Annotated in this window: 16 protein-coding genes; 10 read left to right on the forward strand and 6 right to left on the reverse strand. The window is 64.1% G+C overall.

The genetic code is table 11. From position 1 onward, the window contains the following. Window positions 1-66: 66 nt before the first annotated feature. The 4 genes from H621_RS0114655 (at window position 67) to H621_RS0114670 (ending at window position 6,935) form a co-directional block, all read left to right on the forward strand. Window positions 67-1,953 (forward strand): DUF1302 domain-containing protein, encoded by a 1,887-nt coding sequence (locus H621_RS0114655; protein ID WP_028944129.1) that lies wholly within the window; start codon window positions 67-69, stop codon window positions 1,951-1,953. Window positions 1,954-1,980: 27 nt separating this feature from the next. Further along, the gene (locus tag H621_RS0114660) at window positions 1,981-3,345 is read left to right on the forward strand and encodes a DUF1329 domain-containing protein (protein ID WP_028944130.1); all 1,365 of its coding nucleotides are present in this window, start codon (window positions 1,981-1,983) and stop codon (window positions 3,343-3,345) included. Window positions 3,346-3,549: 204 nt separating this feature from the next. Continuing rightward, window positions 3,550-6,276 (forward strand): helix-turn-helix transcriptional regulator, encoded by a 2,727-nt coding sequence (locus H621_RS0114665; RefSeq protein ID WP_028944131.1) that lies wholly within the window; start codon window positions 3,550-3,552, stop codon window positions 6,274-6,276. A gap of 74 nt (window positions 6,277-6,350) precedes the next feature. Then, window positions 6,351-6,935, forward strand: a complete 585-nt coding sequence (locus tag H621_RS0114670; protein WP_051270543.1) for an MliC family protein — start codon at window positions 6,351-6,353, stop codon at window positions 6,933-6,935. 18 nt (window positions 6,936-6,953) lie between these two features. Here H621_RS0114670 and H621_RS0114675 read toward each other — a convergent pair whose 3' ends face one another. The 5 genes from H621_RS0114675 to H621_RS0114695 are packed head-to-tail and all read right to left on the reverse strand — an operon-like array spanning window position 6,954 to window position 10,966. Then, window positions 6,954-7,736, reverse strand: a complete 783-nt coding sequence (locus H621_RS0114675; RefSeq protein ID WP_028944133.1) for a transporter substrate-binding domain-containing protein — start codon at window positions 7,734-7,736, stop codon at window positions 6,954-6,956. A 34-nt stretch (window positions 7,737-7,770) separates the two neighbouring features. After that, the gene (locus H621_RS0114680) at window positions 7,771-8,130 is read right to left on the reverse strand and encodes a RidA family protein (protein ID WP_028944134.1); all 360 of its coding nucleotides are present in this window, start codon (window positions 8,128-8,130) and stop codon (window positions 7,771-7,773) included. Beyond that, window positions 8,127-9,533, reverse strand: a complete 1,407-nt coding sequence (locus H621_RS0114685; RefSeq protein WP_028944135.1) for an FAD/NAD(P)-dependent oxidoreductase — start codon at window positions 9,531-9,533, stop codon at window positions 8,127-8,129. The genes H621_RS0114680 and H621_RS0114685 overlap by 4 nt, the downstream gene beginning before the upstream one ends. Next, the gene (locus H621_RS0114690; RefSeq protein ID WP_028944136.1) at window positions 9,523-9,852 is read right to left on the reverse strand and encodes a (2Fe-2S)-binding protein; all 330 of its coding nucleotides are present in this window, start codon (window positions 9,850-9,852) and stop codon (window positions 9,523-9,525) included. The genes H621_RS0114685 and H621_RS0114690 overlap by 11 nt, the downstream gene beginning before the upstream one ends. Next, complete coding sequence (locus H621_RS0114695) at window positions 9,842-10,966, reverse strand: NAD(P)/FAD-dependent oxidoreductase (RefSeq protein WP_028944137.1); 1,125 nt, start codon at window positions 10,964-10,966, stop codon at window positions 9,842-9,844. Before H621_RS0114695 ends, H621_RS0114690 begins: the two co-directional genes overlap by 11 nt. A gap of 154 nt (window positions 10,967-11,120) precedes the next feature. Here H621_RS0114695 and H621_RS0114700 point away from each other — a divergent pair, with 154 nt between their 5' ends. The 5 genes from H621_RS0114700 to qhpG all read left to right on the forward strand — a co-directional run bounded on the left by H621_RS0114700 (window position 11,121) and on the right by qhpG (window position 17,756). Continuing rightward, complete coding sequence (locus H621_RS0114700; RefSeq protein ID WP_028944138.1) at window positions 11,121-12,026, forward strand: LysR substrate-binding domain-containing protein; 906 nt, start codon at window positions 11,121-11,123, stop codon at window positions 12,024-12,026. Between the two features lie 130 nt (window positions 12,027-12,156). Next, a complete protein-coding gene (locus H621_RS0114705; RefSeq protein ID WP_028944139.1) occupies window positions 12,157-14,064 on the forward strand; it encodes a sigma-54-dependent Fis family transcriptional regulator in 1,908 nt (635 codons plus the stop codon). After that, complete coding sequence (locus H621_RS0114710) at window positions 14,064-15,785, forward strand: ABC transporter ATP-binding protein (RefSeq protein WP_028944140.1); 1,722 nt, start codon at window positions 14,064-14,066, stop codon at window positions 15,783-15,785. Before H621_RS0114705 ends, H621_RS0114710 begins: the two co-directional genes overlap by 1 nt. Beyond that, complete coding sequence (gene qhpE, locus H621_RS0114715) at window positions 15,775-16,449, forward strand: subtilisin-like serine protease QhpE (protein WP_028944141.1); 675 nt, start codon at window positions 15,775-15,777, stop codon at window positions 16,447-16,449. Before H621_RS0114710 ends, qhpE begins: the two co-directional genes overlap by 11 nt. Beyond that, window positions 16,446-17,756 (forward strand): flavin-dependent monooxygenase QhpG, encoded by a 1,311-nt coding sequence (gene qhpG, locus H621_RS0114720; RefSeq protein ID WP_028944142.1) that lies wholly within the window; start codon window positions 16,446-16,448, stop codon window positions 17,754-17,756. Before qhpE ends, qhpG begins: the two co-directional genes overlap by 4 nt. Window positions 17,757-17,759: 3 nt before the next feature. On the opposite strand, the gene H621_RS0114725 is transcribed toward qhpG, so the two are convergent. Then, a complete protein-coding gene (locus tag H621_RS0114725; RefSeq protein ID WP_028944143.1) occupies window positions 17,760-19,253 on the reverse strand; it encodes an aldehyde dehydrogenase family protein in 1,494 nt (497 codons plus the stop codon). A 457-nt stretch (window positions 19,254-19,710) separates the two neighbouring features. Between H621_RS0114725 and peaA the strand changes: the two genes are divergently transcribed. Then, window positions 19,711-21,288 (forward strand): quinohemoprotein amine dehydrogenase subunit alpha, encoded by a 1,578-nt coding sequence (gene peaA / locus H621_RS0114730; RefSeq protein ID WP_028944144.1) that lies wholly within the window; start codon window positions 19,711-19,713, stop codon window positions 21,286-21,288. Window positions 21,289-21,296: the final 8 nt, after the last annotated feature.

A 21,296-nucleotide genomic window follows, 5' to 3' on the forward strand; every position in this document is an offset into this window, starting at 1 on the left:
GGTCGAACGGGTCGTTTCTGCAAAGGACTCACTGCCATAAAAATAAAAGTACATGGAGTAGCGTCGATGACATCAGTAAATCTGTTCTGGCGCCGGGCAAAACTGCCACTGGCCGTCAGCCTCGCTTCTACGCTCGCCGGTCCTGCATTCGGCGTCAGCTTCAACATCGGTGAAATCGAAGGTCAATTCGACTCGTCGCTATCCGTGGGCGCCAGCTGGTCGACCGCCAAGCCGAACGAGAACCTGATCGGCGTCAACAACGGCGGCAAGGGCCTGTCCCAGACCTCCGACGATGGCCACCTGAACTTCAAGCGCGGTGAAACCTTCTCGAAGATCTTCAAGGGCATCCACGACCTGGAGCTCAAGTACGGTGATACCGGTGTGTTTGTCCGGGGCAAGTACTGGTACGACTTCGAGCTCAAGGATGAACACCGCGAGTTCAAGGACATCAGCGACGACAACCGCAAAGAGGGCGCCCAGTCCTCCGGCGGCCAGATCCTCGACGCCTTCGTCTACCACAACTACTCGATCGCCGATCAGCCAGGCTCGGTGCGCCTGGGCAAGCAGGTGGTCAGCTGGGGTGAAAGTACCTTTATCCAGAACGGTATCAACTCGATCAACCCGGTCGACGTGGCCGCCTTTCGACGTCCCGGCGCCGAGGTCAAGGAAGGCCTGATCCCGGTCAACATGTTCTATGTTTCCCAGAGCCTGACCGACACGCTCTCGGCCGAAGCCTTCTACCAGATCGAATGGGACCAGACGGTCGTCGACAACTGCGGCACCTTCTTCTCCCAGCCGGACATCATCGCCGACGGCTGTACCGACAACCTGCGCGTGCTCAACAGCAGCCGCACCGTGCCGGCAGCGGCCCAGCAGTTCCTCGCCAGCCGTGGCGTGAACATCAACGAAGAAGGCGTGATGGTGCGCCGCGGCGCTGACCGTGATGCCCGTGACAGCGGCCAGTTCGGCGTGGCCCTGCGCTATATGTTCGAACCGCTGGATACCGAGTTCGGCGCCTACTTCATGAACTATCACAGCCGCGCGCCGATCTTCAGTGCCCACGGCGCCGACCCGTCGGTGTACGCAAGCCTCGCCAGCCTGCCTGCGCAGTTGCGCCCACTGGCTCCGTTGATCGTGGCAGGCAACTCCGAGTACTTCGTCGAATACCCTGAAGACATTCGCCTGTACGGCCTGAGTTTCTCCACCACCTTACCTACCGGCACGGCGTGGAGCGGTGAAATCAGCTACCGTCCGAACGCGCCGGTACAGCTCAACACCACCGACATCCTGTTCGCCGGTGTGCGTCCGATTGGCGGTGCGGTGGCCAACGCCTCCCTGCTCAACGGTGTACCGGGCCAGGACCTGAACGGCTACCGCCGCAAGGAAGTGACCCAGTTCCAGACCACCCTGACGCACTTCTTCGACCAGGTCATGGGCGCCAGCCGTCTGACCCTGGTAGGTGAAGTGGGCGTGACCCATGTCGGCGGCCTGGAGAACGCCCATGAAGTCCGTTATGGCCGTGACCCGGTCTACGGTCCAGGTCCGTTGCCGGCCACTGGCGGCCAGGACACCTGCGTTGCGCTCAACACCAGCACCATCGCCGGTGCCGGCCCAGGCGCCTCGACCGCCAACCTCAGCCGCAAGTGCGAGAACGACGGCTACACCACCAGCACTTCCTGGGGCTACCGTGCCCGGGCGATCTGGGACTACCCGGACGTCTTCGCCGGGGTCAACCTCAAGCCCAACGTGGCCTGGTCCCACGACGTTTCCGGCTACTCCCCGGGCCCTGGCGGCAACTTCGAGGAAGGGCGCAAGGCAATCAGCCTGGGCCTGGACGCCGAGTACCAGAACACCTACACCACCAGCCTGTCGTACACCAACTTCTTCGACGGTAAGTACACCACTGTGGATGATCGCGATTTCATCGCCCTCAGCTTCGGCGTGAACTTCTAAGAACACGGATTCAGGACGAGCATGAATATGAAAATGACCAAGAATCTGCTGCAAGCCGGTGTATTGGGTTTGTCGCTGCTGGCCACCAGCGTCATGGCGGCGGTGTCCGCCGACGAGGCGGCCAAGCTGGGTAGCACGCTGACCCCGATGGGTGCTGAAAAGGCCGGTAACGCCGATGGTTCGATCAGCGCCTGGAAGCCGCTGGGCAAGACGGCGGGCGCGGTCGATGCCAAGGGCTTCCTGGCTGACCCCTATGCCAACGAGAAGCCGCTGTACACCATCACGGCGCAGAACGTCGACCAGTACAAGGACAAACTGTCCCCTGGCCAGGTCGCGATGTTCAAGCGCTACCCGGACACCTACAAGATCCCGGTGTACCCGACCCATCGTGGCTCCACAGTGCCGGATGAAGTGTTCGCCGCGATCAAGAAGAACGCCACCACCACCAAGCTGGTAGCCGGTGGCAACGGCCTGGAGAACTTCGACACTGCCGTGCCGTTCCCGATTCCCAAGGACGGTGTCGAGGTGATCTGGAACCACATCACCCGTTACCGCGGCGGCAGCGTGACCCGCCTGGTGACCCAGGCCACGCCACAGCAGAACGGCTCGTTCAGCCTGGTGTACTTCCAGGACCAGTTCGTCTTCCGTGACCGCATCAAGGGCTACGACCCGGCCAACCCTGGCAACGTGCTGTTCTACTTCAAGCAGAAGGTGACGGCGCCAGCGCGCCTGGCCGGTACCGTACTGCTGGTCCACGAGACCCTCGACCAGGTCAAGGAACCGCGCAAGGCGTGGGTCTACAACGCCGGCCAGCGTCGTGTACGCCAGGCCCCGCAAGTGTCCTACGATGGTCCGGGTACCGCGGCCGACGGCCTGCGTACCTCCGACAACCTGGACATGTTCAACGGCGCGCCAGACCGTTACGACTGGAAACTGGAAGGCAAGAAGGAGATGTACATCGCCTCCAACAGCTACAAGCTCGACGATCCAAAGCTCAAGTATGCGGACATCATCAAGCCCGGTCACATCAACCAGGACCTGAGCCGCTACGAGCTGCGCCGTGTCTGGCACGTGGTAGCAACCCTCAAGCCAGGCCAGCGTCATATCTACGCCAAGCGTGACTTCTACATCGACGAAGACACCTGGCAGGCTGCAGTGATCGACCAGTATGACGGTCGCAACCAACTGTGGCGCGTTTCCGAGGCCCACTCCCAGGACTATTACAACGTCCAGGTGCCGTGGTACACCCTGGAAGCCATCTACGACCTGCAGTCGGGTCGCTACTTGGCACTGGGCATGAAGAACGAGGAAAAACGGGCGTATGACTTCGGTTTCACGGCCACCCTCAGTGACTTCCAGCCCGCAGCGCTTCGCCAGGAAGGTGTGCGCTAAGCTTCAAACCTCCGTGTGATCTCCCAGAACGCCCCGGCTTGCCGGGGCGTTTCTGTTTGTGTCACATGCTGAAATAAACAATGTCGTTCGTTGATGTAGTCTTTTTTCTGCAATGAGGGGCAATCATCTTCAAATGCGTCGTTATAACCGCTAGTCTGCCCTGACCCGTACTGCCGAAGATTCCCTAACTAAAACGAGCCGGCGATGACTGATCTGTCCCGTACGCAAGGGTTCTCCAGCCAGGCCATGAGTGCCCTGGAAGGGCGTTTCTATCGCCCGCCACTGCCTGACGGGCATGTGCCGCGGGCGCGATTGTGCCAGCGTCTGCAGTCCGGGCTGGGCGGGCGGCTGTTGCTGGTCAATGCGCCGGCCGGTTTCGGCAAGAGCTCGCTGGCGGTGGAGTTCTGCCAGGGCCTGCCCAACCACTGGAGCAGCCTGTGGCTGGGCCTGAGCCGGCGGGACAGCGATCCGGGGCGTTTCCTCGAACGGTTGCTCGAAGGCCTTCAGCAGTATTGCCCGGCGGTGGGCAATCAGGCCCTGGGCCTGCTCAAGATGCGCCAGCGCCACCAACCCTTCGCCTTCGAGGAGTGGCTCGACGGCCTGCTCGACGAACTGGCCCGCCACCTGCAACCGCACAATCCCTTGCTGTTGGTACTGGACGACTATCACCTGGCCCAGGGCCCGGTGCTTGATCGCTGCCTGCAGTTTTTTCTCAATCACCTGCCGCCGGGCCTGGTGTTGCTGGTCACCAGCCGCCAGCGCCCGGACTGGCACCTGGCCCGCTTGCGCCTGTCGCGCCAACTGCTGGAGCTCAACGAACAAGACCTGCGCCTGACCCCGGACGAGTCGTTGGCGGTGCTCGGTCAACAACCCACGGCCCTGCGCGGCCAGGCGCTGGACAACCTGATCCAGCGCAGCGATGGCTGGGTGGCCGGCTTGCGCTTCTGGCAACTGGCGACCAGCGAATCGGGGGCCGACAGCGCATTGCCCCAGGCACTGCATGGCGGTGAAGGACTGATTCGCGACTACCTGCTCGAAGAGGTGATCGACATCCTGCCACCCGAAGTCCAGGGCTTTCTGAACGACACCGCCTGCCAGGAGCGCTTCTGCAGCGAGCTGTGTGATGCCCTGCGCGAAAGCCATGACAGCGCCGAGATCATTCGTTACCTGCAAGCGCACCAAGTGTTCCTGGTGCCGCTGGACGAGCATGGGCGCTGGTTCCGCTATCACCACCTGTTTTCCGATCTGCTGCGCAGTCGCCAGACCAGCCTGCCGTTGTCGAGCCTGCACCTGCGCGCCTGCCGCTGGTTCCATGGCCAGGGTTTGCTCGATGAAGCAGTAGAGCAGGCCCTGCGGGCGGGGCACTTGGATGTTGCCGCCAACCTGGTGCAGAACCTGTCCGAGGAGCAACTGCTGGCCGAGCAGAACGTGGGCATGCTGCTGCGCTGGAAGATGGACCTGCCCGACAGCCTGCTGATCAGCACACCGCGCCTGATCGTCCTGTACAGCTGGGCCCTGGGCCTGGCCGGGCAACTGGATGCTGCCGAAGAGCTGGCCAGCCATCTGAGCCGGTTCCTGCCGGCGCCGTCGGCGACGGCACAAAAATCCATGCTGGCGCAGTGGCTGGCGCTCAGTGGCGTGATTGCCCGTGGGCGCGGCGATCGCGAGGCCACCCTGGCCTATTGCAGCGAAGCGCTGCACAGCCTGCCGCAAAAGCGTTATGGCCAGCGACTGGTGTGCCTGTCGACGCTGTCCAACCTGGCCATTGCCGATGGTGATTTCTGGCGTGCCAGGGGCTGGAACCGCGAGGCGCTGGAGCTGGCACAGCGCGTTGGCAACCCGCTGTTCGAGGCCCTGGCCCATTACGACCGGGCGCGGGTGCTGCACGCCCGTGGCGAGGTAGTGCGCGCCCAGGATGAAGTGCGCCAGGGCCTGCAGCGCTTGCAGGGGCTGTCGGCGCAACGCCTATATGCGGTGCGGGCGCGACTGACCTTGTACGAGGGCTACCTGCTGGCCGCCCGCCTGCAACCGGAGGCCGGGCGCAACCGCCTGCGCGCCGGCCTGGTCGAGGCGCGGGCCTGCCGCGACATCAGTGTGCTGATCGGCCACTGCGTGATCGCCTCGCTGGACGGGCGTGAAGGGCGCTTTGCCGAAGCGTTCGCCGAACTGGCCGAGGCCGAGCGGCTGATGCACATCTGGGATGTGCCGCCAGTGTTCTATCTGGCGATGATTACCCTGGTCAAATGTGAGCTCTGGCTGGCCCAGGGCCGTACCGACCTCGCCGAGTCCTGGCTGCTGCGCCTGGGCCAGACCTACGGCGGCCAGCAAGCGGCTTCGGCGCCGGAGTTCCATCCGTTGCTGCCCTTGCACATCGAACTGCAGCAAGCCCTGCTTGAGCGCACTCAGGGGCGTCTGGAGCCATCCGGGCGACGTTTGCAGGCGCTGGTGGAACGCGGTCAGGCCAGTGGCGGACAGTTGCTGTGCGTCACCGCCTTGTGCCAGTGGATCGGGCTGCTGCTGGCAAACAACAGCGAAGACCAGGCCCGCGACCTGCTGGTATTGAGCCTCGACGCGGCACGTGGCGGCGTCCTGCAACCCTTCCAGCGCTTGCTGCACGAACACCCGCTGTGGCTGCGCGAGCAACTGTTGGCGCAACCTGCCAGTGCGGCGCAGGCCGGCTTGCTCGCCTTGCTGCCGGCCCTGCAGGCCGCGGAAACCGCCACGACTGCCACCTGCGAGGCCTTGAGCGCCCGGGAAACGGCGGTGCTGGAACTTATCGCCCAGGGTTGCTCGAACCAGGAAATCAGCGAGCGCCTGTTCATCTCGCTGCACACCGTCAAAACCCACGCCAGCCATATCAACAGCAAGCTGGGGGTCGAACGGCGCACCCAGGCCGTGGCCCGTGCCAAGGCCTTGGGCCTGTTGAGCTGACGGCTAACCGGCACCTGCCCTGTGGATATCTGCTGTACTCTCTGGCAGATATTTCCCTGATGGAGGCTTTGCCCATGTTTGCCACACGCACCTCGGTGCTGTTGATCGGTTTGTTGTCGGCCGCGGCGGCCTTGGCGGCGGACGGACCTTCGTTCTCCTGCGACAAGGCCCAGGGCATGGAACTGAAGGTGTGCCAGAGCCCGGAACTGAGCAAGCTGGACCGCGACCTGGCAGTCGTCTTCAAAAAAGCCCTGGGTCAGGCCGACAGTGATTCGCAAAAGCTGCTCAAGGCCACCCAGCGCGGCTGGATCAAGGGCCGTGACGAATGCTGGAAAGCCACCGATGCCGAAGCCTGTGTGCGCGAGCAGTACCAGACGCGGCTGGTCGAGTTGCAGATCAAGTCCGGATCGGTGCAGGTACCGGCGGCGGTCGAGTTCGAGTGCGATGACAACGACAAGCCCTTTACCGCCGTGTTCTACAACCAGCTCGATCCGCAGGCCGCCGTACTGACCTACGGAGACGACCAGACCATCGCCATTGCCCAGCGCGCGGCCAGCGGCAGCAAGTATGCCCGTGAAGGCGTCGAGTTCTGGGAGCACCAGGGCGAAGCCAAGGTGAAGTGGTATGGCCAGGAGCTGACCTGCCGGGCTGCGCAGTGAATGCGCAGCCTGCGAGGCTCAATTGCCTGAAATATCGATACTGAAGTACTTCTTGCGGATGCTGTCATACGTGCCATTGGCCTTGATCGCCGCCAGGGCATCGTTCAGGCGTTGCCCCAAGGGGTCGTTCTTGCGCACGGCCATGCCGGCACCGTAGCCGAAGTAACGCTCTTCGCTGTAGTCGGGGCCGACAAAATGGAACGCCGCGCCCTCGGCCTGTTTGAACAGCCCTTCTTCAATGGCCACCATGCCTGCAAGCGAGGCATCCAGCCGCCCGGCCAGCAAGTCGAGGAATACTTCGTTCTGGGTGCCATAGCGCACGATTTCGGCACCCAACGGGGCAAATTGCTCAGTGGCATAACGATCGAAGTTGGTCCCGCGTTGTACGCCTACCCGTTTGCCGTTCAGTTGTTGCGGGATTTGCTCGATACCGTTGCCCTGACGCGTTACCAGTTTGGCCGGGATGCGGTAATAGCTGTGGGTGAAGTCCACCGAGCGCTTGCGCTCATCGGTGATCGAGACCGAGGAGATCGCCGCATCGATCTTGCGTACTTTGAGCGACGGGATCAGGCCGTCGAATTCGATTTCCTTCCACTGGCAACTGACCTTCATTTGCGCACACAACGCCTCGCCGATGTCGTAGTCAAAACCTTGTAGTTCATTGTTCTGAGACTTGTAGGCAAACGGCGGATAAGACGCCTCGATACCCAGGCGCAGGCTTTCTTGCTCGGCATGGGCTGCGAGCGATAGCCCCAGCAGGGTGGAGAGGGCCAGACGGGTGAGCAGTGTTGTTGTTTTCATGATCAGCTCCAGCATCAGGTAAAGGAGTAGCCGTTCAGGCCTGGCATGCGGCGGTGGCGATCAGTTCCAGACGAATGGCGGGGTCGTCGAACACTACCTGGGCCGTGGCGCGGGCGGGGGCCGCAGCACCGTTCAGCCAGTCGGTCCATACCGTATTCATCGTGGCGAAGTCGGCTTTCATGTCGCTCATCCACAGTTGCACGCTGAGCAGGCGCTCACGGCTGCTGCCGACATCGGCGAGCAACTGATCGAGGCGTTGCAGGATCTGGCGGGTTTGGCCTTCGATGCACTGGCTGCAATCGGCCGCGACGATGCCACTGAGCCAGGCCAGGTCGTTGTGCACCACCACTCGGCTCAGGCGTGGGTTGCTGTCGAAATGTTCAAGGGTACTCATGGTGCCTCCAGGCGATGGGTATGTGGTGTTTCACTGGCCAATTGCGCCAGCGTGATGGGCTTGAGCGGCGGGCGGATACGGTAGTAACCCACGTGTTCCGGCGTTACCCGGCGTTCGCTGGCGATCAGTTCGGTGACGCTCAAACCGCACATCCGGCCTTGGCAAGGGCCCATGCCGCAGCGGCTGAACGCCTTGGTCTGGTTGGGCCCAAGACAGCCCAGGGCGACCATGGCGCGGATGTCTTTGGCGCGTACCTCTTCGCAGCGGCAGATGATCACGTCGTCGTTGGGCGCCCGGCATTGCGGGCTTGGTGGGTACAGGCTGTCGAGCAGCGGACGAAGGGCCAGATGCCGGGCCAGACGCTTGCGGCAATCGCGTTCACGTTCTGTCCACTGCTGGGGTTCGATCGAGTCTGTCTGGCGGGCGATGGCCAGGGCGGCCAGACGACCTTGTTGCTGGGCCGCCAACGCACCGCCGATGCGGCTCCCGTCGCCGGCGATGAACACACCTGCCAGGCTGGTTTCGCCCCAGCGGTTACGCCGGGCTGTCCAGCAGTGCTGGGCTTTGTCCCAGTCGTGGTCCAGTCTCAGGGCGCTACTGATCTGGGTGTTGGGTACTACGCCCTGGTGCAGCAATATCAGCGTGGCGGGTACGCGGTGCAGGTGGCCGTTACGGGTAAAGCACAAGGCCCGGGCCTGGGATTCACCTTCGATGTACAGGTCGCGGGCAGCGCGATAGTGCGGAATCTGCAGGCGCCGTAACGTGCCAAGCAAGCCCAGGCCTTTGCCCAGGTCCCGCCATCCCCGCAGGATCCCTGGCAGATGAGCCGCGCCACGCAGCAGGTCGCTGTAGCCGCTGGTATCGACCACGGCCGCTGGACGGATGCCGGCTTGCAGGTACTGGACCGCCAGCAGGTACAGCAGCGGGCCGCAGCCGGCCAGCACCACGGGGCCATTGGGCAGGAGTGCAGCGCTTTTGAGCAAGATCTGCCCGGCACCTGCGGTCATCACGCCGGGTAGCGTCCAGCCCGGGATGGGCGTGGGGCGCTCATAGGCGCCGGTGGCCAACAGCAGGGCGCGGCCCTGTATCACCTTGGCCTCGCCTTTGTTGAGAAAGTGCACGGCTTTTTCGGCGCTCACCTGCCACACGGCTGCTTCGGCGATGTAGTGGGCGGGGCTGGCCAGAAAGGCGTCAACCAATGCCTGCCCGGCCATGTAGTCCGGACCGAGAATGGCGGCACGCTGTGCATCGGTGTGCAGAACGTTGCGATAGATCTGTCCACCGGGGCTGGCCTGCTCGTCCAGCACGGCCACGCGCAAGCCATGGCTGCAGGCTTCGATGGCAGCAGCCATGCCGGCGGGGCCTGCGCCGATGATCACCAGGTCGTAGCACTCAGCGTCCATGCTCGTCTCCCTGTGGGTCGGCACGACGCGCACCCCGTTGGCTATACACCTGCATACCGGGGCGTACCGGCGTCAGGCAGGCTTGGCAGTTGGGAGCGCCATCGATCTGGACCAGGCATTCAAAGCACACCCCCATCATGCAGAACGGCGCTCGCGCACTGCCGCTGATCGGTGTGCTGCGGCTTTGGCGTACCCCGCTGGCGAGCAGCGCAGCAGCCAGCGATACCCCGGCCGGTACCTGCAGCGGTTGGTCATCGAAGCAGATTTGTACGGTGGCTATGTCCACAGACAAAGGCCGGAACAACGGTTCAGTGGGCATAGTTGAATTCGCTTTGCTGATCGAAGCGCTGCAAGGAGAACGGTGCCAGTTCGGCAGTGGGTGACTGCTCCGCTATATGGCGTGCCAGGCTCAAGGCGTGGGCGGCGGCCAGGGTCACCCCGCTGTGGCAGGACACCACCCAGGCGCCAGGTGCGCAGCCCAAGGCTTCATAAATGGGCGCGCCATCTGGCGTCAGTACCCGCAGGGCGCCCCATGCGCGCACCAGGCGCACATGGGCCAGGCATGGAAACGACTGCACGGCGCGCCGGGCGATGTCGGCCATTACCGGCACGCTGGCGCTGTCGTTCAGCCCCACGGACTCGGCGGAGTCGCCCAATTGCACGGTACCTTCGTCGGTCTGGCGCACGGTGCTGGTGGGAAAATGCAGAAACGGCTGCAACCGTTCGCTAACGAGTATCTGGCCGCGTGTTGTACCCAGGGGAACCTCATGACCCAGTTGCGCCCCCAGTGTTCGATTGCCCAGGCCTGCCGCCAGCACCAACTGCTTGCAGCGCCAGCGCTGGCCGCCGGCGGCCAACTCGAAACCGCCGCTGTGCTGGCCGATGGCATCGATCCGGCAACCATTGCTCACTTTCACGCCCCATTGCTGGCAGGCCACATGCAAGGCATGCAGTAGCTTGAGCGGATTGACGTGGCCATCCAATGGCGAGTAGCAGGCGCCTACCACCGCATCGCCAACGCCAGGCAAGCGCTGACGCAACTGTGCCCCTTCCAGGCATTCAAAGGGGTAGTCACCCTGTTGGGCATCACGCAGCCATTCCAGTCGTGCCAGCTCCTGTTTGAGCTCGTCAGTGGAAAGGCACAACTGAAAACCACCAGGCTGGCGAAGTTGCACGTCGATGCCGCTATCGACCGCCAGCATCCGCGCAAACTCGGGCCATAACGCTGCTGAACGACGGGTCCATCGGGCATAGGGAAGCATGCGAAAACCTTTGCTTTGTACCCACAACAGGCCGAAGTTGCCACGCGAGGCACGAAAGGCCTGGTCGCCTTCATCCAGGACGGTCACCGCATGCCCTTGCCGTGCGAGGCCATAGGCCACGGCCATGCCTACGAGGCCGGCGCCAAGAACGATGGTTTGTGAGCTTTGCATAGTGTGATGCCCTGCCCAGATCCGCTGCGTGGTGGTCTGAATCACCAATGAAAATGGGCTTATGATTGATATGGAGCCGATGCTAGGCTGGTGGCTCAGGCTTTAAAAATGCTTTGTTTTCTGTCATTCATGTTTTTTGGTTATGGTTTTTTCCATGAATCTTCGCCACCTCGAAGCCTTCCGCGCCGTGATGCTTGGCCAGACCGTTACCCGCGCCGCCGAGATGCTGCACATCTCCCAACCGGCAGCCACACGTTTGATTGCAGCGCTGGAGGAGGACATCGGGCTGACCTTGTTCGATCGGGTCAAGGGACGCTTGCACCCGACTGCCGAGGCGCATGTGTTGTTCGAGGAAGTGCAGCGCTCGTTGCTGGGCGTGGAGCGTATCGCCCGCACTGCAAAGGAGATCGTGGGCCTCAAGCGCGGCTCGCTGCATATCGCCTGTGCGCCAGCCCTGGGTCTTTCCTTTCTGCCACGGGCCATCTGTGCATTTCTGGCCGAGCACGAACAGGTGCAGATCACGCTTGAAGTGCTGGCCTCCCGGGAGGTGGTCGACCGCTTGATGGGGCAGCGCTGCGACCTGGGCATGATCGCCGAACCCGATAGTTACCTGGGGCCCCGGGGAGAGCGTTTGTTCCGCTCGCCGCTGTTGTGTGCGCTGCCGGCGGGGCACCGATTGCAGGAACAATCGAAGGTGGTTCCCGAAGACCTGGAAGGCGAGGCGTTTGTGTCGTATCCGAGCAATATCGCCTCGCGCCAATACATCGATGCCATTTTCGCCGCCCATGGCGTGACCCGTGACTTGCGCGTGGAAACCCAACTCTCGCTGCCGATGTGCAACTTTGTCGCCAATGGGCAAGGCGTGGCCCTGATCGATGCCATCAGTGCATTGGAGTTCGCCGGGGCCGGTGTAGTGTTCCTGCCGTTTGAGCCCACAGTAGAAATGGATTTCACGTTACTGCTGCCTGCGCAGGTTCCTTCGTCGCGGTTGCTTGCACGTTTCATTGAGCACTTGCACGACTTTGTCGAGCAGCAGGTGCCAGCGGCCTATCGGTTGTAGGCACACAGCCGCGATACGCGGTGATTGCAGCTTTCCCACCCTTGACGTAAAAGGAAAGGCAACCGCTAGCCCACCGACGCATTGTTGGTGTGGTACTTGCTTATATCGGGACACCGAGCGGGAGCCGCCGATGAGCACACTAAAAACAACAACAAATGCATTGCCGCCCAGCACGCGCCTGGCCCGGGAAATGCTCTCGGTAGACGGACAGGTACCCGAAGGGGTGCTGCGGGCCGAAATCGATGCGTCGTGGCGACGCAGCCTCGACCATGGAGTGGGCGTGCACAGCCGCAACGAGGTCAGCCTCGCTTCTGCGGCCAGCCTCGACCTGCTGCTGGCCCGCAACCGGCTGCTGCTCGATGCCGCCACTGCCGAGCTCGACTACCTGCGCGGCCGCCAGGGCGACGATGGCCTGATCATCCTGGCCAACGCCGACGCCACCATTCTCGCCGTCGAAGGCACGGCAGACACCCTGCGCACCAGCAGCCAGGCGGGCATTGCCCCCGGCACCTGCTGGAGCGAAGCCGAGCGCGGTACCAATGCGCTGGGCACCGCGCTGGTGGAAGCGCGCACGGTGCAGATCGATTGCGGTGAACACTTCCTCGAACGCCTTGCGGACTACTCTTGCACCTCAGTACCGATCCACTGCCCGCAGGGTGAGCTGTTCGGTGTGCTCGACCTTACCCGCGAGGGACCGCTTGGCCGCCTGCACGACCGTACTGCGCTGCTGGCCCTGGCGGTGAGCCAGATCGAAGGCAAGCTGTTCAACAACAGCTACCCCGAACAGATCGTGCTGGCCTTCCACAGCCGCCGGCACTACCTCGATTCACCGTGGCAGGGCCTGCTGGCGCTGGGCATGGACGGGCGCATCGTGGCGGCCAGCAACCAGGCCTGCCAGTTGCTGGCAAGCCCTCGCGACAACCTCATCGGCCAACGTTGCGACGGCCTGCTCGGCATGCGCCTGGAGCAATGGCTGGCGCGCCTGCAGCAGGGCAAGGTCGAGCATGTCGAGACCGCCAAAGGTGGCTTTTTCTACAAAACCCTGCAGGTGCCGCAGCGGCCCCTGAGCGTCAGTGTTCCTGCGCTACAGTCCTCGCGGGCGCTCACTCAGCATCCGGACCTTGAGCGCCTCGGTGCCGGCAACAGCCGCCATGCGCGCGCCCTGCGCATGGCCCGCCAGGGCTTGGCCAACGGCCTGCCGGTGGTGTTGCTGGGTGAGACCGGCAGCGGCAAGGAAGTCGTCGCCCGTGCCCTGCATCAAGACAGCGCCCGTGCCAGCAAACCCTTCGTCGCAGTGAACTGTGCGGCGATTCCCGAAGGCCTGATCGAGTCCGAGCTGTTCGGCTACCGCGAAGGCGCCTTCACCGGCTCGCGCCGCGGCGGCATGGTCGGACGCCTGCAGCAGGCCCACGGCGGCACGCTGTTTCTCGACGAAGTCGGCGATATGCCGCTGGCGCTGCAAGCCCGTCTGTTGCGGGTGCTGCAGGAGCGCAAAGTAGCGCCGCTGGGCGCCGGCCAGGAGCAGGATCTGGACATCGCCCTGATCTGTGCCACTCACCGTGACCTCAAGGCCCAGGTCCAGTCCCAGCAGTTTCGCGAGGACCTTTACTACCGCATCCACGGCATCAGCGTGCAATTGCCAGCCCTGCGCGAGCGCGAAGATCTGCCGGCCTTGATCCGCAGCCTGCTGGACCGCCTAGGCGGTGAGGGCGTGCAGGTATCAAGCGAGCTGAGCAGCGTGTTTGCCGCCTATCACTGGCCGGGCAACATCCGCCAACTGGAGATGACCTTGCGCCTGCTGCTGGCCATGCGCGAACCCGGCGAGCAGGAGCTGGACCTGATGCATTTGCCCGATAACCTGCTTGACGAGCTGCGCGGCAGCATGCCGCCCAGTGGCGGAGGACGCATGCGTGATTCGCAGTTGGCGCTGATCCGCCAGGCCATGGAGCGCCATGGCGGCAATGTCAGCGCGGCGGCCCAGGCGCTGGGTGTCAGCCGCGCAACCCTGTACCGCAAACTCAAGCAGGTGCAGCCTTGATCCAGCGCCTGCTTGCCCGGCTGATCGATCACCCGGACCCACCAGCGCTGGATGCAGCGCTGCGCTGGTTGTACGGTTTCATCCGCCCGCAGCGCCTGGCCATCGCCGGGCTGCTGGGGTTGTCACTGTGCGCGACCTTGCTGGTGCTGGTGCAGCCCTGGTTGACCAAGCTGCTGATCGATGACGGCCTGCTGGCGCGCAACTTTCCGACCCTGGCGCTGATCGCCGGGCTGATGGTGCTGGCCGGTATTCTCGGCACGCTGCTGTCGGGCCTGAACCGCTACCTGCATACGCGCCTGTCCGGGCGTATCCTGTTTGCCCTGCGCGACGAGATCTACCGTCACCTGCAGGGCCTGTCTCCGACCTTCTATGGCAAGCGCCGCATCGGTGACCTGATGTCGCGGCTCGATGGCGATGTCGCCGAGATCCAGCGCTTTGCCGTCGACTCGCTGTTCTCCGCCGTTTCCAGTGTGATCGGCCTGGTGTGCGCCCTGGCGATGCTCCTGGCGTTGTCGTGGAAGCTGTCGCTACTGGCGCTGGTGCTGATTCCGCTGGATGTGCTGTGGCTGCGCTGGATGCGCCGCAAGGTCGAGCGCGAAGTGCGGCAACTGCGCGAGAAGTCGGCGGATGTGTCGTCGTTCCTGGTCGAGACGCTGCCGGCGATGAAGTTCATCCAGTCCGCCGGCCAGCAGCAGCGTGAGGCACGGCGCCTGGACGGCCTGGGCCAGGGCTACATGAACCAGTTGCTACGGGTGCAGGTCACCGAGTTTTTCACCCAGGCGGTGCCTGGCACCCTGACCTCGCTGTCACGCGCCTGTGCCTTTCTGGTCGGCGGCTATTGGGTGGTGCAGGGCACCTGGCAACTGGGCGCCCTGATCGCGTTCTCGACCTACCTGGGCATGGCCGTGGGGCCAGTGCAGAGCCTGCTGGGCCTGTATGTGGCGATGCAACGCATGAGTGTCAGCCTGGGGCGGGTCATGGAGCTGCGTGGTGAGTTGCCGGAGGTGACCAGCCCTGTGCAGTCGCAGCCGATGCCTTCCATGGGGGACTTGCAGTTGCAGGGCGTGAGCTTTGCGCATCCGGGGCGCCCGGCGCTGTTGTGCGAGGTACAGGCGAGCATTCCCCACGGTTGCAAGGTGGCCTTGAGTGGCGCCTCGGGGGTGGGCAAGTCGACCCTGATCGACTTGCTGCAACGTTTCTACGACCCCCAGGCCGGGCGCATCCTGCTCGGTGGCGTCGACCTGCGCGAACTGGATCTGTTTGAACTGCGCCGGCGTGTGGCGGTGGTCAGCCAGGATATCGTGCTGTTTCGCGGCAGCCTGACCGACAACCTGGCCTACAGCGCGCCCGACGCCACGCGCGAAGCGATAACCGCAGTGGCCCGCCTGGCACAGCTGGACAGCCTGATCGCATCGTTGCCCGAAGGCCTGGACAGTCCGCTGGGCGAGCGGGGCCAGCAGTTGTCGGGCGGGCAGAAGCAACGCATTGCCATTGCCCGGGCGCTGCTCCAGGACCCGCTCATTCTGGTGCTCGATGAAGCCACCTCGGCGGTGGACGAACGCACCGAACGGGAAGTCATCGCCGCCATCGACGTGCTGTTCAGCACCCGCACCCGCATCTTGATCAGTCATCGGCCCTCGACTCTGGCCGATGCCGACCTGCGCCTGGCGTTGCACGACGGGAAGTTGCGCGAGCGATGGGAGCAGCCCCATGAAGCCTGAGCTGCGCATTGGTATGGTCGACAGCGGCCATGGCCTGGCGCCTGGGCAGGTTGCATCAGCGTGCAGGTTTGAGCTGGCAGGCCTTGGCGTACAACAAGGTGAGTTGCTCGAGGATGCCCTGGGGCATGGCTCGGCGGTGGCCGAGGCGATCACCTCGCGGGCGGGTGAAGCGCGCTTGTGTGTTGCCCAGGTATTCGACCAGCGCGGGGTCACCACTGCCTTGCAGGTGGCGGCGGCGATTGATTGGCTGCTCGGCTGCGAGGTGCGCGTGATCAATCTCAGCCTGGGGCTGCGCGAAGACCGCCCGGCACTGCGCCAGGCGTGTCAGGCGGCGGTCGAGGCCGGGGTGCTGGTCTGTGCCTCAAGCCCGGCCCAGGGGGCGCCGGTGTATCCGGCCGCCTATCCTGGCGTGCTGGCAGTGACCGGTGATGCCCGCTGCGACGCCGGGCAGTGGACATGGCTGGACTCGCCCCAGGCGTGTTTTGCTGCCTGTGTGCGCAGCGCCGATGCGCGACTTTCCGGCGCCAGCCTTGGTTGCGCGGCACTCAGCGGGCATCTCGCGGCGTACCTGCAGCAGCAGCCGACGGCAAGCAATGCCGAGGTGCTCGTTTGGCTTCAGGAAAACGCCCATTACCGGGGTGTCGAACGCAGGCGCGGGCCATGAGCCAGGTCGTGATTCTGGGCGCGGGCCCAGCGGGGGCGGCGGTGGCGCTGGGTTTGCGCAAGCTGGGCCATGACGTGTGCATCGTCAGTGAGTGGCGGCGCTTCGCGGCCTTGGAAGGGGTGTCGCAGCGGGTGCTTGAAGGCTTGCGCGCTGCTGGCCTGGAAAAGGCGTTGCGATGCGCCAGCGAACCTTCATTGCGGCAGGTGAACTGGAACGGCGACAGTGCTGCGCGCAATCATGAGTTTTTGCTCGACCGACCCACCTTCGATCAAGGGCTGCGCGATGACCTGCACACCGCAGGCGTCGCCCTGATCGAGGCGCGGGTGCTGGCGGTCCAGCGCGACGCCCAGCGCTCCTTCGTGGCGCTGGAAGGGGCTCCTGACCTGGTCGCGGACTTTATCATCGAGGCTCGTGGCCGGCAGGCGCCCCTACGTGATGGTGCGTTGCCCGGCAAGGCCTGGCGCGGCCCGGAAACCCTCAGTTTGCTCAATCGTTGGCAAGGCCAACCCGGGCCTGCCGCCAGCGCGGTCGAAAGCCTTGCCGATGGCTGGGTATGGATGGCTCGCCAGGCCGATGGCCGCTGCTACTGGCAGATGACCCTGGACGTGGCCAGCACCCTGTTGCCCGATAAAGCCGGTTTGATCGACTACTGCCGGGGGCGACGCCAGGCGTCTGAGATGGCGCAGCGCTTTTTTGCCAGTGACCAGGAGCACGACCTGCAACTGCACGCGCGCAGCAGCACGGCGATCCTGTCGCGGCACAGCTGTGGCGATGGCTGGATCAGGGTGGGGGATGCGGCGATGGCGGTCGATCCGCTGTCGGGCAATGGGATTTTCCAATCGCTGTCGTCTGCTCTGCAGGCGCCGGCCGTGATCAATACCGTGCTCAACCTGCCCGAGCGTACGGCGCTGGCCCAACAGTTTCATCAGCAGCGCGTCGAGCAACTGTTCTGGCGCTTTGCGCGTATCGGCCGGGACTTCTACGCACAGGAACAGCGCTGGACCGAGCAGCCGTTCTGGCAGGCACGGAGCACCTGGCCCGATGCCCGGCCCCTGCACCCCGCCCCGGACTTCGGCGCCCTTCAGGTGCAGTGGGCTCCGGTGTTGCGCGACGGCCTGGTAGACCGCGCGCAGGTGGTCACCAGCCCCGACCAGCCCCTGGGTATCTGGCACGTGCAGGGCATCGAGCTGGCGCCGTTGGTGAGCCGGCTGCGCCATGAGCCGGCGCAGCAGGTGCTGGCAGACCTGGCGCCCGAGCAAGCGCTGCAGGTGCGGCGCTGGCTGCTCAGTCAGGGCTACCGGCCTTGACCTTCAGAGCTTGATCAATACCGACTTGAGCTCGGTGTAGTGCTCGATGGCCGCTGCGCCCATCTCGCGTCCGACCCCCGACATCTTGTAGCCGCCAAAGGGCAGCGCCGGGTCCAGGGCACTGTGGCAGTTGACCCACACCGAGCCTGAGCGGATGCGCGGAATCATGCGGTGAACCGCTGCCAGGTTGTTCGACCAGATGCTCGCCCCCAGCCCGTAGGGGCTGTCGTTGGCCATGCGCAGCGCATCGGCTTCGTCGTCGAAGGGAATGGCCACCAACACCGGGCCGAAGATCTCTTCCTGCACCAGTGGATGGCGTTGGTCGACATCGACAATCACCGTCGGCTTGACGAAGTAGCCGGGGCCGAACTGCTCGCCACCACAGGCAATGGTCGCGCCACTGTTGCGGCCTTGCTCGATGTAGTCGTACACGCGCTTTTGCTGGCGTGCGGAAATCAGCGGGCCCATCTCGACGCTGGGGTCCAGGCCGTTGCCCAGTTTCATGGCATTGGCGATGCCGGCGATATCGGCGACCACATTGTCGAAGTGCTTGCGCTGAACATACAGCCGCGAGCCTGCACAGCACACTTGGCCCTGATTGAAGAAGATCGCGCTGGCGGCCCCTGCAGCAGCGGTGGCGAGGTCGGCGTCGGCCATGACGATGGTCGGCGATTTGCCACCCAGTTCAAGGGTGACCCGGGTCATGGAGTCCATGGCGATCTTGCCAATGGTCTGGCCCACGGCGGTGGAACCGGTGAAGGTCAGTTTGTCGACCTGGGGGTTGCGGGTCAGCGCATCGCCGGCGACCAGGCCGGTGCCGGTTACCACGTTGAACACCCCTGTGGGGTAGCCCGCTTCGAGTACCAGCTCGGCAAGTTTCAGGGCGCTGAGCGGGGTTTCGTCGGCAGGCTTGAGGACCACGGTGCAGCCGGTGGCCAGGGCCGGGCCAAGTTTCCAGCAGGCCAGCAACAAGGGGAAGTTCCAGGCGACGATGGCGCCGACCACGCCAACGGCTTCGCGACGTACAAAACCGTGGAACTGGTCATGGGGCATCAGCGGCATGGACACCTCGACGGTGCTGCCTTCGACCTTGGTGGCCCAGCCGGCCATGTAGCGCAAAAAGTCTATGGCCAGTTGCACGTCCATGGCGCGGGCGACTGCGGCGCTCTTGCCGTTGTTCAGGCATTCGAGCTGGGCGAGGATTTCGCCATCGCGTTCGAGCAGATCGGCCAGGCGCCACAGCAGGTTCTGGCGCTCGCGGGGGCGGGTGCGGCTCCAGGCAGAGTCGTCGAAGGCCTGGCGTGCGGCCTGGACGGCGCGGTCGACATCGGTCGGGGTCGCAGCCGGGACCTGGCAGAGGGTTTCGCCGTTGGCCGGGTTGCGCAGGGTTAGGGTCGCGCCATCGCTGGCGGCAACCCAGTCGGCGCCGACGAGCATGCTGGGGCTGCGTTGGATGAAGGCTTCGACGGCTGGGTGCAGGGGGGCAGGGGCGGACATGGCGAACCTCGTTGTTGTTGAGTGATGCGGGGTGTTCGCAACGCTTGTGCCAATGTCTTGGGAGCCCGGTTTTGCGAGGCTGGCCGGGAATTACCGGGGTGAGGGGTGTCTCAGTCTGAGACAGGGGTGAGACGGCCATTTCGCGGGGCAAGTCGAGACGTCGCACCGCCGCTCCTACAGGGTGAGAGCGGGCTTGCCCCGTGATACACCCAATGCCATGCATTTCAGTCTCAGGGTGTTACAGCTGTCGCGAAATTGAACGCTTCGGGCTGGCAAGCACGGCGCCAAACCCCATGGAATCGCGTGTTCCAGTGGTTGGCACACATTATGTATTGATCTGCCTAGCTGCTTTCGGCGCCCGTGCATTGCCTGATCTTTCCCGGCCGGCGCCAAAGACCAATAAGAACAGCGACACCAATAACGATAAGAACAATGTCCCGTGGGAGGTCAGTGATTGATGAACAAAAGACTCAGGTTCGCCAGTGCCGGTGGCCTGCTGGCCCTGGTTGCAGGTCTGGCCTTGCAGCCACAGGTAGGCCAGGCGCGTGAAGCCCAGGCGATTCTCAAGGAAACCTGCCAGGGCTGCCATTTGCCCGAAGGTGACAATGCATTGAGCCGTATCAGCCATCAGCGCAAGACGCCCGAAGGCTGGTTGATGAGTATTGCGCGGATGCAGACGATGCATCAGTTGCAGATCAGCGATGAAGACCGCCGCACGCTGGTCAAGTACCTGGCCGATACCCAGGGCCTGGCCCCGAGCGAAACCGAGGGAGTGCGCTATGCCCTGGAGCGAAGGCTGAACACGGTCGAGCAGTTCGACGATCAGACCCAGCAGATGTGCGGCCGCTGTCACTCCGGCGCGCGGGTTGCCCTGCAGCGCCGTCCGGCCCAAGAGTGGGAGCGCTTGGTGAACTTCCACCTGGGCCAATGGCCGTCGCTGGAATACCAGGCCCTGTCGCGCGACCGCGACTGGTTTGACCTGGCCCGCAAGGAGATGGTGCCGCTGCTCGCTTCGCGCTATCCGCTGGACAATCCGGCTTGGCGCGAGTGGCAAAAAACCATGCCCAAGGCCCAGGCCCTGGCCGGTGACTGGAGCTTCAGTGGCCACTTGCCAGGCAAGGGCGAGCTGGCTGGGGTGATGAGCGTAAAAGCTCAGCCCAATGATCAGTTCGCCGTCTCCATCGACGGCCATTACGCCGACGGCTCACCGTTCAAGGGACAGGGCAGTGCGGTGCTCTACAGCGGCTATGAATGGCGCGCCAGCGTGACCGTGGACGGTGTCGCGATGCGTCAGGTGTTTGCCGTCAAGAAGGGTGAAATGAAAGGCCGGATGTTCGACAAGGTCCATGACGAACGCGGCCTGGATTTTGTCGCCGCTCGGCAAGATCAGCCACGCCTGCTGGCAGTACAGCCAGGCTACCTCAAGGCGGGCAGCGAAGCGCAGATCAGCTTGATCGGCAGCGGCCTGTCCGGTAAGCCGGACTTCGGGCCGGGTGTCGAGGTGCTGCAGGTGCTGGAGCAGACGCCACAACGCATCAAGGTCCGGGTGAAGGTCGCAGGCAACGCCACTTTGGGAGTGCAGCCGGTGAGCGTCGGCAAGCTCAATGGCGGTGAGCTGGCAGTCTATCGGGACATCGCCGAGGTCAAGGTGGTGCCGGCATTCTCGGTGGCGCGCATCGGTGATGGCGGCGGCTCCACACCCAAGGTCCAGGGGCGTTTCGATGCCGAAGCCTGGGGCAAAAGCGCCGACGGCAAGCCTTATCGCATCGGCCTGTTCCCGGCCACCTGGAGTGTCGCACCGTTCGATGAGCAGGCCCGCGAGGACGAAGACGTCAAGTTCGCCGGCACCATGCAGGCCGACAGCGGCGTGTTCACCCCGGGTGATGCCGGGCCGAACCCGGCGCGCAAGATGTCGACCAATAACGCCGGCAACCTCAAGGTCATTGCGGCCGTGAACGATGGCGGCAAGGCCCACACCGGTGAAGGCCAGATGATCGTGACCGTGCAGCGCTGGAACAACCCGCCCATCCCGTAAGGGGGTGG

The sequence above is a fragment of the Pseudomonas vranovensis DSM 16006 genome, from assembly GCF_000425805.1.
Lineage (GTDB): Bacteria > Pseudomonadota > Gammaproteobacteria > Pseudomonadales > Pseudomonadaceae > Aquipseudomonas > Aquipseudomonas vranovensis.

Coding starts and splice junctions, on each gene's coding strand:
- H621_RS0114655 (WP_028944129.1), top strand. CDS start 67: ATGACATCAGTAAATCTGTTCTGGCGCCGGGCAAAACTGCCACTGGCC.
- H621_RS0114660 (WP_028944130.1), top strand. CDS start 1,981: ATGAAAATGACCAAGAATCTGCTGCAAGCCGGTGTATTGGGTTTGTCG.
- H621_RS0114665 (WP_028944131.1), top strand. CDS start 3,550: ATGACTGATCTGTCCCGTACGCAAGGGTTCTCCAGCCAGGCCATGAGT.
- H621_RS0114670 (WP_051270543.1), top strand. CDS start 6,351: ATGTTTGCCACACGCACCTCGGTGCTGTTGATCGGTTTGTTGTCGGCC.
- H621_RS0114675 (WP_028944133.1), bottom strand. CDS start 7,736: ATGAAAACAACAACACTGCTCACCCGTCTGGCCCTCTCCACCCTGCTG.
- H621_RS0114680 (WP_028944134.1), bottom strand. CDS start 8,130: ATGAGTACCCTTGAACATTTCGACAGCAACCCACGCCTGAGCCGAGTG.
- H621_RS0114685 (WP_028944135.1), bottom strand. CDS start 9,533: ATGGACGCTGAGTGCTACGACCTGGTGATCATCGGCGCAGGCCCCGCC.
- H621_RS0114690 (WP_028944136.1), bottom strand. CDS start 9,852: ATGCCCACTGAACCGTTGTTCCGGCCTTTGTCTGTGGACATAGCCACC.
- H621_RS0114695 (WP_028944137.1), bottom strand. CDS start 10,966: ATGCAAAGCTCACAAACCATCGTTCTTGGCGCCGGCCTCGTAGGCATG.
- H621_RS0114700 (WP_028944138.1), top strand. CDS start 11,121: ATGAATCTTCGCCACCTCGAAGCCTTCCGCGCCGTGATGCTTGGCCAG.
- H621_RS0114705 (WP_028944139.1), top strand. CDS start 12,157: ATGAGCACACTAAAAACAACAACAAATGCATTGCCGCCCAGCACGCGC.
- qhpE (WP_028944141.1), top strand. CDS start 15,775: ATGAAGCCTGAGCTGCGCATTGGTATGGTCGACAGCGGCCATGGCCTG.
- qhpG (WP_028944142.1), top strand. CDS start 16,446: ATGAGCCAGGTCGTGATTCTGGGCGCGGGCCCAGCGGGGGCGGCGGTG.
- H621_RS0114725 (WP_028944143.1), bottom strand. CDS start 19,253: ATGTCCGCCCCTGCCCCCCTGCACCCAGCCGTCGAAGCCTTCATCCAA.
- peaA (WP_028944144.1), top strand. CDS start 19,711: ATGAACAAAAGACTCAGGTTCGCCAGTGCCGGTGGCCTGCTGGCCCTG.